This window comes from Kribbella sp. NPDC051587, from assembly GCF_044453945.1.
In the GTDB taxonomy this organism is placed as follows: Bacteria; Actinomycetota; Actinomycetes; order Propionibacteriales; family Kribbellaceae; genus Kribbella.
In genome coordinates this window covers 171,232-185,305 of sequence record NZ_JBITDE010000016.1, presented here as the reverse complement: position 1 = coordinate 185,305, position 14,074 = coordinate 171,232, and the positions used below count along the sequence as shown (strand labels likewise).

11 protein-coding genes are annotated in these 14,074 nt (G+C 68.5%); 5 read left to right on the top strand and 6 right to left on the bottom strand.

The window, feature by feature from the left end:
* Positions 1–159 precede the first annotated feature (159 nt).
* Positions 160–1,032 (top strand): helix-turn-helix domain-containing protein, encoded by an 873-nt coding sequence (locus tag ACIA49_RS37590; RefSeq protein WP_396383055.1) that lies wholly within the window; start codon positions 160–162, stop codon positions 1,030–1,032.
* Between the two features lie 51 nt (positions 1,033–1,083).
* On the opposite strand, the gene ACIA49_RS37585 is transcribed toward ACIA49_RS37590, so the two are convergent.
* The 4 genes from ACIA49_RS37585 to ACIA49_RS37570 all read right to left on the bottom strand — a co-directional run bounded on the left by ACIA49_RS37585 (position 1,084) and on the right by ACIA49_RS37570 (position 7,805).
* On the bottom strand, positions 1,084–1,893 hold the full coding sequence (locus tag ACIA49_RS37585) for an LLM class flavin-dependent oxidoreductase (protein ID WP_396383054.1): 810 nt from the start codon (positions 1,891–1,893) through the stop codon (positions 1,084–1,086).
* Positions 1,893–2,720 carry an alpha/beta fold hydrolase gene (locus ACIA49_RS37580; RefSeq protein WP_396383053.1) on the bottom strand — a complete coding sequence of 276 codons (828 nt, stop codon included), beginning with the start codon at positions 2,718–2,720 and terminating at the stop codon, positions 1,893–1,895. Before ACIA49_RS37580 ends, ACIA49_RS37585 begins: the two co-directional genes overlap by 1 nt.
* Before the next feature lie 102 nt (positions 2,721–2,822).
* Positions 2,823–4,847 (bottom strand): glycoside hydrolase domain-containing protein, encoded by a 2,025-nt coding sequence (locus ACIA49_RS37575; RefSeq protein ID WP_396383052.1) that lies wholly within the window; start codon positions 4,845–4,847, stop codon positions 2,823–2,825.
* Positions 4,848–5,027: 180 nt separating this feature from the next.
* Positions 5,028–7,805 (bottom strand): BTAD domain-containing putative transcriptional regulator, encoded by a 2,778-nt coding sequence (locus ACIA49_RS37570; protein WP_396383051.1) that lies wholly within the window; start codon positions 7,803–7,805, stop codon positions 5,028–5,030.
* A 104-nt stretch (positions 7,806–7,909) separates the two neighbouring features.
* Between ACIA49_RS37570 and lexA the strand changes: the two genes are divergently transcribed.
* Complete coding sequence (lexA, locus tag ACIA49_RS37565) at positions 7,910–8,563, top strand: transcriptional repressor LexA (protein WP_396383050.1); 654 nt, start codon at positions 7,910–7,912, stop codon at positions 8,561–8,563.
* Here the strand turns inward: lexA and ACIA49_RS37560 are convergent.
* Positions 8,560–9,723 (bottom strand): heavy-metal-associated domain-containing protein, encoded by a 1,164-nt coding sequence (locus ACIA49_RS37560; protein ID WP_396383049.1) that lies wholly within the window; start codon positions 9,721–9,723, stop codon positions 8,560–8,562. The genes lexA and ACIA49_RS37560 overlap by 4 nt on opposite strands.
* A 94-nt stretch (positions 9,724–9,817) precedes the next feature.
* On the opposite strand from ACIA49_RS37560, the gene ACIA49_RS37555 reads away from it, so the two are divergent.
* Positions 9,818–10,792: a cation diffusion facilitator family transporter gene (locus tag ACIA49_RS37555; protein ID WP_396383048.1), complete on the top strand. Its 975-nt coding sequence runs from the start codon at positions 9,818–9,820 to the stop codon at positions 10,790–10,792.
* Here the strand turns inward: ACIA49_RS37555 and ACIA49_RS37550 are convergent.
* On the bottom strand, positions 10,785–11,468 hold the full coding sequence (locus ACIA49_RS37550) for a transglycosylase SLT domain-containing protein (protein WP_396383047.1): 684 nt from the start codon (positions 11,466–11,468) through the stop codon (positions 10,785–10,787). The two genes, ACIA49_RS37555 and ACIA49_RS37550, sit on opposite strands and share 8 nt — an antisense overlap.
* 100 nt (positions 11,469–11,568) lie before the next feature.
* Here ACIA49_RS37550 and ACIA49_RS37545 point away from each other — a divergent pair, with 100 nt between their 5' ends.
* Both ACIA49_RS37545 and ACIA49_RS37540 read left to right on the top strand, forming a co-directional pair.
* Positions 11,569–12,465, top strand: a complete 897-nt coding sequence (locus tag ACIA49_RS37545) for a diiron oxygenase (protein ID WP_396383046.1) — start codon at positions 11,569–11,571, stop codon at positions 12,463–12,465.
* Between the two features lie 7 nt (positions 12,466–12,472).
* Positions 12,473–14,056, top strand: a complete 1,584-nt coding sequence (locus tag ACIA49_RS37540; protein WP_396383045.1) for an FAD-dependent oxidoreductase — start codon at positions 12,473–12,475, stop codon at positions 14,054–14,056.
* Positions 14,057–14,074 lie beyond the last annotated feature (18 nt).

Genomic DNA, 14,074 nt, shown 5'->3' with positions numbered 1-14,074 from the left:
CGCCGCGACCACTGAACCGTCACCCATGTCCTGACACACCAACTGTCACCGATGTCCTGATGCAGAACCGTCACCCATGTCCTGAGACATCACAAGAGTAGGGCCATCATGACAGAAATTGATGGGAACGTATGTTCGATAATGATGTAGAGTGGCCGTATGGCGGGGCAAGGAGTAGTGGGGCCGACGGCTTTGCGGATGATGCTGGGCAGTCATCTGCGGCGGTTGCGTGAGCGGGCGGGAGTGAGCCGGACCGACGCGGGCTGGGCGATTCGGGCGTCGGAGTCGAAGATCAGCAGGCTGGAGCTCGGGCGCGTCGGCTTCAAGGAGCGCGACGTCGAGGACCTCCTCAGTCTGTACGGCGTGAGTGAGGCGCGCGAGCGGGATCGCCTGCTCGAGTTGGCGCGGGAGGCGAACAACCGCGGCTGGTGGCATCGGTATGGCGATGTCACGCCGGACTGGTTCGACGCGTACCTCGGGCTGGAGGCGGCCGCGGAGTTGATCCGGACCTACGAGATCCAGTTCGTGCCGGGCCTGTTGCAGACGGCGGAGTATGCGCGTGCGGTGGCCGGGCTGACGGCCGGGGCTCCGCGGGACAAGGACGAGATCGAGCGGATCGTCACGCTGCGGACGCGACGGCAGCGGGTGCTCGATCGCGAGCCGCCGCTCAAGCTGTGGGCAGTGATCGAGGAGGCGGCGCTGCGGCGGCCGATCGGCGGCACCGAGGTCTTGCGGGAGCAACTGACCTCGTTGCGCGAGGCGGTGCACCAGCCGAACATCACGCTGCAGATCATTCCGCTCAGCGAGCCCGGGCATGCTGCGACCGGCGGCGCCTTCAGCCTGCTGCGGTTCCCGCAGCGAGACCTGCCGGACGTCGTCTACCTGGAGCACCTGACGAGCGCGCTCTACCTCGACAAACGCGACGACGTCGAGACCTACACCCAGATCCTCGATCATCTCGCCGCGTTCGGTCCCCCGCCGCAGCAGACCGACGCCCAGCTCACCGCGCTGCTCGATCGCCTCAACCACTGAAGCGCCCTGGGTTACCACTGGGCAGCTACCACTGAGCACTCACCGCCGCTCTCACCACTGCGGCCCGGCCGCGATGATCGCCTGGACGTCAGCCAGCGACAACGACGCGGGATCGACGTCGGTCAGTCCCCAGGTCGCGCCGGCCTCTTCAAACGGTCGCGGGTCCATCTCCGGCTCCAGCGCCACCACCACATCGAACCCCTCCGGCAGCGCATCCTGACCGAAGGTCGCCCGCAGTCGGTCCGTCGCGACCGCCAACTCGTCGGCCGTCTGCAGGTTCACCGGAAAGAACCCGTCGTACCTCGCGGCTCGAAGAATCGGTTTGCGCGTCCCGGGGAAGCCGGCCACCCAGATCGGCACCTGCCCCTGTGCCGGCCGCGGCAGGAACCGTACGTCGTCGACCTGATAGTGCTGTCCGTCATGCACGACCGGCTCACCACTCCAGCCGGCCCGAAGAATCTCCAGCGACTCGTCCAACTGCTCGGCGCGGACCCGGTCATCCAGGGTCTCGCCGGTCCGCGAGTACTCCCCCGCGAACCGATCACTGCCCAGCCCGACGCCCAACGTCAGCCGTCCACCGCTCAACACATCCAGCGTCGCCGTCTCCTTCATCAGCTGCACCGGCCGGCGCCGCGCGACGGGCGTCACCATCGGGCCGATCCGCAGCCGCTCGGTCGCACACGCAACCGCGGCGAGCGTGATCCACGGGTCAGCGACGGCCTTGACCGGCTCCCGCCAGAACAGGTGATCCCACACGAAGAACCCGTCCCAGCCGGCCTCCTCGGCCGCTGCCGCCAGTCGGGCGACCACGATCGGATCCGCCAGTTCGTCGAACAGCGGCAACCACACCGCGGCCCGCATCAGCGCACCGCCGTGTGCGAAGCCAGCGCGGTCAGGAACTCGTCCCACAACGGTTCCGGGATTCCGTGCCCTGCCCCCCGGATCACCACCAGCTCCCCAGCCGGTACGGCGTCCCGGATCGCCTCCGCATGCGGTAGCGAGAAGTACGGGTCCTTGTCCCCGTGCACGACGAGCACCGGCATGGTCAGGTCACCGAACCCGCCACCCTTCGGCCCGTCGAAGGTCATCGCGAACGGGTTGGTGAGCGACGCCTCGAAGTTGGTCGACCGGGCCACGTCCGCCCGGACCAACGCCTCCGCCGCCTTCTCGTCGAACACCCCCGCCGCTTCCGCCTCCATCGACCGAACCACGTACTCCACGACCGCGTCCGTGTCGGCGAAGTCCGGCGTACTCAACTCCGGAAAGTCGCCGGAGGGCGGCGGCAGGTCGTCGTCACCGGTCGTCGTCGAGACGAAGGTCAGCGACGCGACGCGCGATGCGTAGTCGACACCGATGATCAGACCAGTGCCGCCGTTCATGGACTGCGCCACCACATGTGCGCGTTCGATGCCGAGCGCGTCGAGCAGGCCCACCGCGTCTGCGGCCAGGTCGCTCATCGCGTACGGCGGCTCTCCCACCGGGTAGGTGGTCGAGCGGCCGGTGTCGCGCTGGTCGTAGCGGATCACGTAACGGCCGTGGTCGGCGAGCCTGGTGCAGAACGCGGTATCCCACCAGAGCATCGACGCCGACGCGCCGTGGATCAGCAGGACGGCCGGGTGCGCCGGGTCACCGAACGTCTCGGCGCACAGCGTCACTCCGTTGACCTGGAACAGCTTCTCTGTCGTCATGAGTGAGACGCTACGGCGCACAGGAGGTCACGAAAAGCGATTGCTTCCGATCGAAGCAATCGCCCTCCGCGATCAACTCGAGGGTGATCAACTCACGGACGGTCAACTGACGGTCAGCACCTTCGAGGGTGTCTGCGTGCCCTGGTGATCCGCATCCGCCAGCCAGACCACGCGATACGTGTACGTGCCCTTGGCCGTCGGCTTGATGACGAACGAGTACTTGCCGTTGGCAGTCAGCACGCCGGTGCCGGCCGCTGCCCAGCTCGTCCCCGACTTCCGCTGCAGGTAGGCCTTGGTGCCCTGGTGCGCCGGCGTGAGGTAGCCGTAGAAGTTGCTCGACGCCCCCAGCTTGATCGCAGCCGGGGTCAGGTACGACGAGATGCCCGGCCGGACCTCGACCAGCGCCACCGCGCTCTTCGTCCCGAGCAGACCAACGGCGCCGTTGTAACCCCATTGGTACTGCGTGGAGGCACCCGGCTTCTGCACCGACGTCGCGACCCCGTTCGCATCCGACGTCACCGTCGCTACCGCCGCATACGCCGTTGCGTTCTTCGCCTTCGCGTAGAGCACGATCGGTGCCCCGGCCAACGGGCTGCCGTCCAGCTTGGTCACTGTCGTCGACACGGTGACCGAACCGCCGTACGTGATCCAGGCTCCGCTCGCAGTCACGGTCGCCTTCGTGCCGACCAGCAGTACGTCAGCGCCCGGGCTGACCTTGCCGGTGCTGTCCTTCACCCAGGCGCGGAACGCGTAGCTGGCCGAGTTCGCCAGCCGGGTCATCGTGTACAGACTCGCGGTCCCGTTGTAGACCGACGTACCCGACGTGACCAGCGGCGGCGGCGTGGAGCCGACAGCCGTGCGGATCATGATCTGGCCGAGCGTGACACCGGCCGGCTTCGTCCAGCGCAGGGTCGCGGTCGACGATCCACCGGTGACCGAGAAGTTGGTCACCGATGGCGGCGGCGCGGTCAGGTCGACGTGGTTCCGGTCGATCTGCAGCGTCACGTCACCGTGCGTCTCGGAGACGTCGCCGGCGTACTGGTGGATGCGCTCGTGATTGGTCCACGTGGTCGCCGGGACGAACCGACTGGTGCCGATCGGTGTCGAGCCCCAGTGGGCGAACCACAGGTTGTCCGGCCGCGTGTACGCCGTACTCGTGAAGGCACTGGCGAAATCGGCACCGACGGAGCTGGCAGAGCCGTAGACACCGCCCTGGTAGCCACGAGCGTGCAACTCCTGCGTCCAGCCGCTGACATACGACAGCACTGCGGCCTTGCAGGCAGCCGTCGAGGTGTAGTGCTCGATGTCGCTGTAGATCGCGCTCCGCTGGGCGAACCCGAGCGCCTGCGCGGACGTCACTGCCGCAGCCGCGGCGGTCTTGCCCTGGCCCAGCGCCGTCGCCGCATCGGCCGACATCCTCTTGTCCGCGCTGAAGGTCGAGCACGGCGCCTGCAGGCCGATGTCGATCAGCAGGAACTGCCAGCCCTTGCCCGCGTTCGTCGTCACCCAGTCCGGCGTCAGGTTCGGCTGGTCACACTTGCGGACCGCTCCGCTGATGTAGACGCCGATCGCCTTGTACGACGACTGCCAGGCGTCCATCGTCGCCTGCGGTGGCGCCGTGCAGGTGTCGAACGCCTCACCGGTCAAGTTGCCGGTGGCAACCACCGACGGGGTGGCCGCGGCCGGCTGAGCAACCTGAGCGACCCGGGACTTCGACACGACCCGACCGGTCGCGAGGACCTCGGCCGCAGCGGGCTCCGCGCCTGGTGCGTAGTAGGCCGTCGCCAGCACGCCGGCGTCCTGGACGACCCGGCGGAGGAGGCCCGGGCTCGACGGAGTCGCAGTGACCAGCGGCTCGAGGACAAGCCCCTGGCTGCGGCCGGCGGCGTCCGCCGGGCAGTTCGCCTGCGCCGTACTGCGGCCCAGGTAGACGGCCGGGCGATCGAAACGGACGCAAGCGGTCGGATCGGCGGCCAGGTCGACCACCGGCCAGTCCGACGGGACGGTCACCTGGTAGCCGCGGTACGAGACCGTGCGGGTCTCCCCTGCGGCGGCCGGGCCGGCGGCGGCGATGCCCGCGACCAGTCCGAGGGCGAGTGCGACCACCCCGGGTCTGAACAACCTCACAACAGCTCCTCACATCTCACTGACAAGGCAGCGGGCGGAGGCTGGTGCGGAGCCCCCCAGGCCCAAGACTTTCTTCCCCCAAGTCAAGCCGCGTCTGCACGCCGCTGTCGAAGAGCATCCGGCACTCGACTCGATGCTCGGAGACTATCGCCCACCAAGGTGCGGTGGGCGACGATTGCACTAAGTGGCAAACGCCAGCTCGGCTGCGATCACGCTCAGCGGTACGGCGCGGGCGTCGGCGACGACTGCGGTCGCGGCCGACCCGAGCTGCCGCCGGGCCTCCGCCTCGGCACCTTCGCGGGCATCGAGCTCGTCCGGGATGATCTGCGGTGCTCCGATCCGGATCCGCTCGAGCCGACCCACCGTCAGCAACCGCAGCGCAACCGCCGGGTTGCCCTCGGCCAGCTCCACCCCACCGATCAGGTCGATCGCGTCGATCATGCCTTCGGTCAGGTTGATGTCTCGATAGATCCGCAACGCCTGCAGGGCGTCCGCGCGAGCTCCGGCGTAGTCCTTCAATTGATGGTGGACAAGTGCCAGATTGCACAGGGTCCCGGCCAGTCCGCGCAGGTCGTTCTGCGACCGCCACAACTCGCAGACCGCTTCGAACAGCTCACCGGCCTCCTCGGTTCGGCCGAGTCCGCGCAGGGCGGAGGCGACCACGTTCTCCGCCGTACCGAGGAGCCGTTGGTTGTCGAGTGATCGGAAGATTTCAGCAGCCTCGGAGGCTTCCTTGAGCGCCTGCTCGTAGTCGCGAACCGCGACACTGGTGATCGCCAGCCCGACGAGTGAGGCACCGTGCCCGCGTTCATCGCCGAGGTCGCGGAACATCTGCAGCGCCTGCTCGCCGAGGACACGCCCTTCCCGGAGCTGTCCGCTGTTGCGCGTCAACGAGGCGGCGACGCGAATCGACGAGGCTCGTTCGAGCGTCGGCTCCGGATCCGCGGCCGCGAGCGCGCGCCGCAGCCAGTCGCGAGCGGTGTCGATCGAGCCGTGGCTCCACCAGTACCACCAGGTCGGCGTGACGATCTGCAGGACCAATGGCGGATCGTCATCGAGGGCGAACTCGATGGCCGCCCGCAGGTTCGCTTCCTCCAGCCGGAGTTCCCGATCCAGATCCGCATGGTCGGCACCGCCGTACCGCTCGGTGCGCCCGGCCAGGTCAGCGCACCAGCGCGCGTGCACCCGCCGTACGGCGTCTTCGTCGCGGCCGAGCCGGTCCAGGGCGTAGTCACGGATCGACTCCAGGAGCTGGTACCGCCGACCGCCTTCGCCGACGGAGACCGTGAGCAGCGAGCGTTCGTGCAGGTCGGCGAGCAGCACCGGGATGTCGGCGACCTCGATACCGTTGCCACCAGCAACTTGTTCGGCCGCGTCGAGCGTGCACCCGCCGGCGAAGACCGCCAGCCGGTTCAGCACCGTGCGGGCCGGCGGATCGAGCAGCGTGTGACTCCAGTCGATCGCTGCCCGCAGGCTCGAGTGCCGGGCGCCCGAGTCCCGGTTACCCGCGACGAGCAGTCGGGTCCGCTGATGAATCCGGGCCGCCAACTGATCGAGGGTGAGGGTCCGGACCAGGCCGGCGGCGAGCTCGATACCGAGCGGCAGGTGGTCGACCGCGGCACAGATCTCGGCCACGCGCAGGTCGCCCGGCAGCAGCTCCTCAGACCGGCAGCGCAGACGAAACAGCTCCGCCGCGGCCTCCGGATCGAGCGCGTCCAGTTGGTGCGTGTACTCAGCGCGCAGCCGCAACGGCCGCTGTGAGGTGACCAGGATCGAGAGCCGTTCTGCCTTCCACTGCAGGGATCTGACCAGCTCGGCGACACTGTCGACGAGATGCTCCGCGTTGTCGAGTACCAGCAACGCACCGGTCAGACGGTCGGCACACTCTGGCAGCGGATCCCCGACACCGGGATCGACACCGAGCGCAGCCGCCAGCGCAGGTGCGACCGCCGCCCCGGTCGACAACGGCGCAAGATCGCACCACGCGATCGGCCGGTTTCCCCGCCGTACGGCGATCGCCACCTCGCGAGCGAGCACGGTCTTCCCCGCGCCCGGGCCGCCGACGATCGAGACCAGTCCCGGCCGGTCGAGTTCGTCGACGAGGGCGTGGACATCCTCGTCACGACCGACGAAGTTGTCCCTCGGGATCAACCAGTTGAGATCGGGCAACCGGCTCGGCCGAGGTGTTTCGTGAGCCTGCAGCGTCGGGTCCTGGCGAAGGACCTGCAGCTCCAGTTCGGTGGTCGCCACCGACGGATCGACGCCGAGTTCGTCAGCGAGTCTCGATCGCAGCCGCTGGATACGTTCGAGGGCATCGGCCTGGCGACCGGCACGGTACAGCGCGATCACGGCGAGCCCGGTGAGCCGTTCATCGAGCGGGTAGTCCATCACGAGGCGCTCGATCTCGGCCGTGACGTCGATGCCGAGGTCCAGTTCGAGCTCGACCCGCTGGACACGAAGTTCACGTTGCAGCTCGTCGAACTTGGCCGCCTCCAGGGCAGCGAACGGCACCTCGCGCAGATCAGCCAGTGCCGGTCCGCGCCACCTCGCCAACGCCTCCGTGATCACCGCCAACGCCCGCTTCGGTTCGCCGGTACGACGTAATCCGGCCGAGCGCGTCATCGCCTCGTCGAGCGCATCGGCGTCTGGCATCCCCGCGTCCAACGCGTACCCGCCGCCTTCTCGCCGTACGGCGGAACTGTGCTCGCCCAAGGCTCTCCGCAGCCGGTGCGTCAGCACCCGCAGGCGCTCGGCGACCCGCTCGGGTTCGAGCTCCTCGTCGCCCCACAGATCGCGGGCGATCGCCTCATCCGGCACCGCCCGCCCACACGCCAACGCGAGCCGCACCGCCAGCGTTCGCTCCATCCGGCGCCCGACCTCGAGCGACTCGTCCCCCACTGTGAAACCCACCGGTCCCAGTACGTGCAGATCCAGCCGGTGATCCCCCGATCCCGTCATGCGTTACATGATGACAGTCAGGCCACCCCTGGCCGCAAGAAGCTTTCGGGCAAAGGGGTGGGTCGGTCGGCGATCGGCCGGGACGTTCGGCCTAGGATTCCGCGGTGACTGATCACGATCCTTTCGGCGACCTCGACGCGAACGCACTGCCCGAACGTCAGCAACGCATCCTCGTGGTGATCCGCGACTGGGTGCAGCGGCACGGGTACTCGCCGAGCAGCCGGCAGATCGGTGACGCGGTCGGTCTGCGCTCGTCGTCCTCGGTCTCCAAGCACCTGGCGAGCCTCGAGGACAAGGGCTTCCTGAACCGCAGCTCGTCGGTCTCGCGCCCGATGGATGTGCGGAAGTTCCTGCCCGAGTCGTCCGCCCGCGAGGACAACGCCTCGAACGTCTCGGTCCCGGTCGTCGGTGACATCGCCGCCGGTACGCCGATCTCCGCGATCGAGCACCTGGACGACGTCATGCAGCTCCCGCGCGAGCTCACCGGCCGTGGCAACGTGTTCGGTCTGCGCGTCCGCGGCGAGTCGATGATCGACGCGGCCATCTGCGACGGCGACATCGTCGTGATCCGCCAGCAGCACGAGGCGCACTCCGGCCAGATCGTCGCCGCGATGATCGACGAGGAAGCGACCGTCAAGGTCTACAAGCGCCGCAACGGCCACGTCTTCCTGGAGCCGCGCAACGACGCCTTCGAGGTCATCGACGGCGACAACGCGACCATCCTCGGCGTCGTGGTCTCGGTCCTGCGCACCGTCTAGCCCGGTCCCGGTACGACGGTGTAACCGCGGGCCCGGATCGCCTCGAACCCGCGTTCCCGGATCGCCGCGGACGGGAACACAGCGACGACCTTCTTGGTGACCAGGTCGAACTCGGGCGGGTCGACGCCGAGTTCGCCGAGCACCTTGGTGATCGTTCTCGTGCAGTGGCTGCAGGTCATGTCCGGTACTTCGAAGGTCTCCGCCGACGTGTCCGCGACCGGCTGCGGGTGCTCGACGATCGCTGGTGCGACCTCGATGTGGCCGAGCAGGTGGACGAAGGTCTCGACAAACATGTCGGCAACGAGCGAAAGCACGCTGGTGCGGCCCTCGTCGTACATCTGCGGACTGCGAGCGAGACACCGCGGTCGTTGACCGGGAGCGAGCCGGCTGTACTGCGCGGTACTCGGGAGCGGGTCGAGGGTTTCGTCCTGGGCGTGTGCCAGCTGCGCGTCTTTCATCGCGCGGAGGGCGACCACGGTGTCGACCGAGTACCGCACCCGGCCGGCGAAGGTGACGAGCGAGGCCGGGATCATCCCGCGGCGGTAGGTCGAGGCCTGCAGACCCCAGTACCAGGTGGTCGCGACAGCGTCGAAGATACCGCTCTCTGCGATCCCCCGCGCGAGTTGCGCAGCATCGCCGTACGGCGTCTGTCCGGCCAGGAAGGCGTGCTGCACAAGGGTTCTGGCGGCCGCGTCGATGCCGGTGCGGAAGATCTCCACCGGGGTGTGGTCGGTGGTGATTGCCGCTAGCAACTTGATCGCGCTCTCCGGGACTTCCGCCGTACGGCGCTCCAGGTCGGCGTCGGCGTCTAGCCGCGCCCACAGCTCGAGCGTCGCCTCACGCGCCACGATCGGGACGACCGCGCCGAGCGGGCCGGTGTGGGCGACGTTCACGATGCCGCGGCTGTCGCGCCAGGTGATCCGGTGCGTCGCCGAGGTGACCAGGTGCGGCGGGCACGGCGACATCGCCTTGGTCACGTACTCGAGTTGCGCGGCGCTGAGCTGCCCACCGAGAACGCGGGCAACCGCTTCCTCGCGGTACTCGATCCGCTGATCCTCGACCGGACCCGCCACGTTCTGCAGCAATCCCGGTACGGCGAGCTCGAACAGGATGCGTGCGACCTCGGAACGATCGTCCGAGAGACGTGGTTCAGCGGTCATCGGCGCCTCCCGGGACTCCAACGGCACTCCCGAGTCTAGGAACTGTCGCCGAGTCGGGCGCGGCCGCGCGGCGTGTCCGGTCTACTGTCGACCCGTGAGCAGCACGCAGGCAGACCAGACCGAGACGAACGGCGGCGAGAGCCTTCTCACCGTGGTCGTCGCCCTGACCGCGAACATCCTGATCGCCCTCGCGAAGAGCATCGTGGCGGTGATCACCGCCTCCGCGTCGATGGTCGCCGAGGCCGCACACTCCTGGGCCGACGCCGGCAACGAGGTCTTCCTCCTGATCGGCGAACGCCGCGCCACCAAGCCCGCCGACGCCAGTCACCCGCTCGGCTACGGCCGGGTCGGCTACATCTGGTCGATGTTCGCCGCCTTCGGCCTGTTCGCGGTCGGTGCCGCGGTCTCGGTGTGGCACGGCATCCAGGCGCTCCGCGAAGGCGAGCCGGCCGAGGCGTCGTACACCTGGGCGTACGCCGTCCTGGGCATCTCGTTCGTTCTCGAAGGCATCTCGTTCCTGCAGGCCCTGCGCCAGACCCGCTCGGCCGCCTCGCTGCGCCACGTGCGACCGCTGCATTACGTCAAGACCACGTCCAACCCGATCCTGCGCGCCGTCTTCGTCGAGGACCTGGTCGCCCTGATCGGCATCGTCGTCGCCGCGCTCGGCATCGCCCTGCACCAACTCACCGGCAACGCCGCGTGGGACGCCGTCGGCTCGATCGTCGTCGGCCTCCTGCTCGGCTTCGTCGCGCTCTTCCTGATCAGCCGCAACATGGACTTCCTGACCGGCGAAACCGTCAGCCCCGTCGCTCACAACCGAGCCTTGAACGCCCTCCTCGAACACGAGGAGATCGAGGCCGTCAGCTTCCTGCATATGGAGTGGGTCGGCGCCGACAAGATCTTCCTGGTCGCCGCCGTCGATCTCACCGGCAACGCTCCCGAATCCGATGTCGCGACGCGCATCAACATCCTCGAGGACGCCCTCAACGCCCGCCCCGAGATCGAGCGCGCCCTCCTGACCCTCACCCGCCCCGGCGACACCACCCGACTGCTACCGACGACTAACTGACCGCCGTACCGGACTTGGACCAGTTGGTATGCAGGCGGTCCAGGTAGGTCTGCACCTGGGAGCCGAGATGGGCGCCGCGGGCGAAGGCTCGCATGTTGCCGGCACCGGCGTTGTAGCCGAGGGCCAGGAGTTCGTCCTTGGTGAGTTTCGCGGAGCGGTTGGCCGGGAGCCGGTCGGCCAGGTCGTGGAGGTGCCAGGCGGCCGCCTGGATCGCGAGGTCGGGGTGGTCGGGGAGCTCCTCCCACTGACGATTGGCGAAGCGGCCGCGCTTGGTCTCGTTCAAGGCGGCGCGGTGCATGTTCGCGATGCCGAAGGAGGCGTCCGGCTTCATCCGCTGCCAGGATCGCTCGAACTCCGGAGTGTGCGGCTTGTAGTCCTCGTTGTAGAGGATCGCCATCAGCAGTTGCGGGTTCACGCCTGCCTGCTTGGCCGACTTCCGGACCTGTACGGCGAAGTGGGCCGGATCGTAGTCGTCGTACCAGTTCCCCACCGGATTGGCCGAGGGCTCCGCGGTGGGCGACGACTTGGTGGGCGCTGCGGGGGTTGGCGTGGAAGTGGGCTTGGCCTTGGTCGACACGGCCGCTTCCGGAGCCGCCTTCGGTTCGTCGTTGTGGCGCGCACTCCAGACGCCGACGACGAGCACTCCAGCGATCACGACCCACCAGCGCTTACCCACTCACCCACCGTATCCGCTCCCGCCGTACCGATGGCTCTGGACATCTGCCACTGGCGATGTAACATCAGAGATGGCATATCCGAACGGAACGGAGACGACCATGACTGCGACGGACTCCGGAACTGCGCCGCACGGCGTGACCACCCAACTCCTGCGCTCGGCCGAGACGTCGTCGTACGACCCCGCCGTCGAGGTCGACTGGGACTCACCGCTCGACCGCAGCCTGCACGGGCTCACCCCCGAGTGGAGCACGCTGTACGGAACGGCGTACTGGCACGAGATGGGCGAAGATCGCCAGAGAGCGCTCACCCGGCAGGAGGCCGCGTCGGTCGCGAGCACCGGGATCTGGTTCGAGATGATCCTGCAGCAGATGATGCTGCGCGACTTCTACGCCAAGGACCCGACCGATCCGGACTTCCAGTGGGCGCTGACCGAGATCGCCGACGAGTGCCGGCACTCGATCATGTTCGCGCGCGGTGCCGCCAAGCTCGAGGCCCCGGCCTACCGGCCGCGCCGGCACGTGATCGAGCTCGGTCGTGCCTTCAAGACGCTGGCCTCGGCCGAGACCGCGTACGCCGCGATCCTGGTCGCCGAAGAGGTCACCGACGTGATGCAGCGGGACTGGATGCGCGACGAGCGGATCGTCCCGTTCGTGCGCACGATCAGCAACATCCATGTGGTCGAGGAATCCCGGCACATGAAGTTCGCGCGTGAAGAGGTCCGCGAGCAGCTTGCGCAGGCGGGATCGGTACGGCGGCTGAAGAGCAGCGTGATCGTCGCCGCCGCGGCTTACTTCATCATCAAGAGCATGGTGAACGGCTCGGTGTACGCCGCCGCAGGACTCGACGTAGAGCGCTCTCTGCGTGAGGCTCGGGCGAACGAGCACTACAAGTCGATGCTGCGGTCGAGCTGTGCCGGGCTGATGGAGTTCCTGTCCTCGGTCGGTCTGCTCACGAAGCCCGCGGTCGCCATCTACCGTCGCGCGCACCTGATCTGAGATCCCGATGCCCTACGCGATCACGCAGTCCTGCTGCAGCGATGCGAGCTGCGTCTCGGTCTGCCCGGTCAACTGCATCCACCCCACCCCGCAAGAGCGCGCCTTCGGCAGCACCGAGATGCTCTACGTCGACCCGAACGCCTGCATCTCCTGCGGCGCTTGCTCGGATGCGTGCCCGGCGGATGCGATCCACCCGATCGAGACGCTGACCGGCCCATCGCAGCAGTACGCCGCGATCAATGCCGCGTACTTCGAGGACATCCCACCGGCGGTCGATCCGGCGCCGAACTTCCATCTCTGGGACCAGCCCGAACCGCCGCGTCCGTTGCCTTCGGCCCGGATACCGTTGCGCGTGGCAATCGTCGGCACCGGCCCAGCCGGCATGTACGCCGCCGAAGACCTCCTGCTGCACACCGACGCCGAGGTCACCATGATCGACCGCCTCTCCTCCCCCGGCGGCCTCCTCCGGTACGGCGTCGCCCCTGACCATCTCGCCACCCGCAAGGTCGCCGACCGGTTCACTCGCTTCCACGACCACCCGCGCACCCGCACGGTCCTCGGTGTGGAGGTCGGTCGCGACCTCACCCACGACGATCTCCTGCGCCACCACAACGCCGTCATCTACGCCGTCGGCAGCGCCAGCGACCGCTCTCTCGGGATCCCTGGTGAGGACCTCCCCGGCAGCATCCCTGCCCGTCGCTTCGTCGGCTGGTACAACGGCCACCCGGAAGTACCCGCGGATGCGGTGCATCTCCCGTCGGGCCGCGTCGTCATCGCCGGCACCGGCAACGTGGCGCTGGACGTGGCACGCATTCTCACCAGTGATCCCAGCACGCTGAGGAACACCGAGATCGCGCCGAGAGCGCTCTCCGCACTGGAAACCCACGAGAACCGCGAGGTCGTCCTCTTCGCCCGCCGCGGTCCCGCTGACGCGGCGTACAGCCTCTCCGAACTCCTCGAACTCCAGCACCTGGCCGGCGTCGACCTGGTCGTCGACGACCACGACCCCCGAATCCGAGCCGCCGTCACCGAAGCGGCCGACCGCCTCAGCCGCGGCAAAGCGGCCCCGGCCGAGGTCGCGGGAGACGCTGAGGGGTGGAGCGGCAGACCGGCGGCGAAGGTTGCCAACGGCAACGCCAAGGCGGCGGCTCTGCGTGATGTGGCGTTCGAAGCGATAGATTGGGCGGCCGGCCCCAAGCCCGGGCGACGCATCGTCCTCCGCTTCTACACCACCGCAGACGAGCTCACCGGTGACCACCGAGTGCGCTCAGTACGCACGGCCGACGGGCTGGAGCTCGACACCGAACTGTTCATCCGCTCGGTCGGCTACCGCGGTGCGGCGATCCCGGGTCTGCCGTTCGACGACGCGACCGGCGTCGTACCCAATGAGTCCGGCCGAGTGACCGACCGCCCCGGCGCGTACGTGGTCGGCTGGATCAAGCGCGGCCCGAGCGGCGGCATCGGCACCAACCGCACCTGCGCCAAGCAGACCGTCGACGCCCTCCTCACCGACGCGGCCACCGGCGTCCTCCCATCCCCACCAGGCTCCCGCCGCAAGTTCCTCCGCCTCACCACGAAACCCCGCCGCTGACCCGGCCATTTGGGGCTT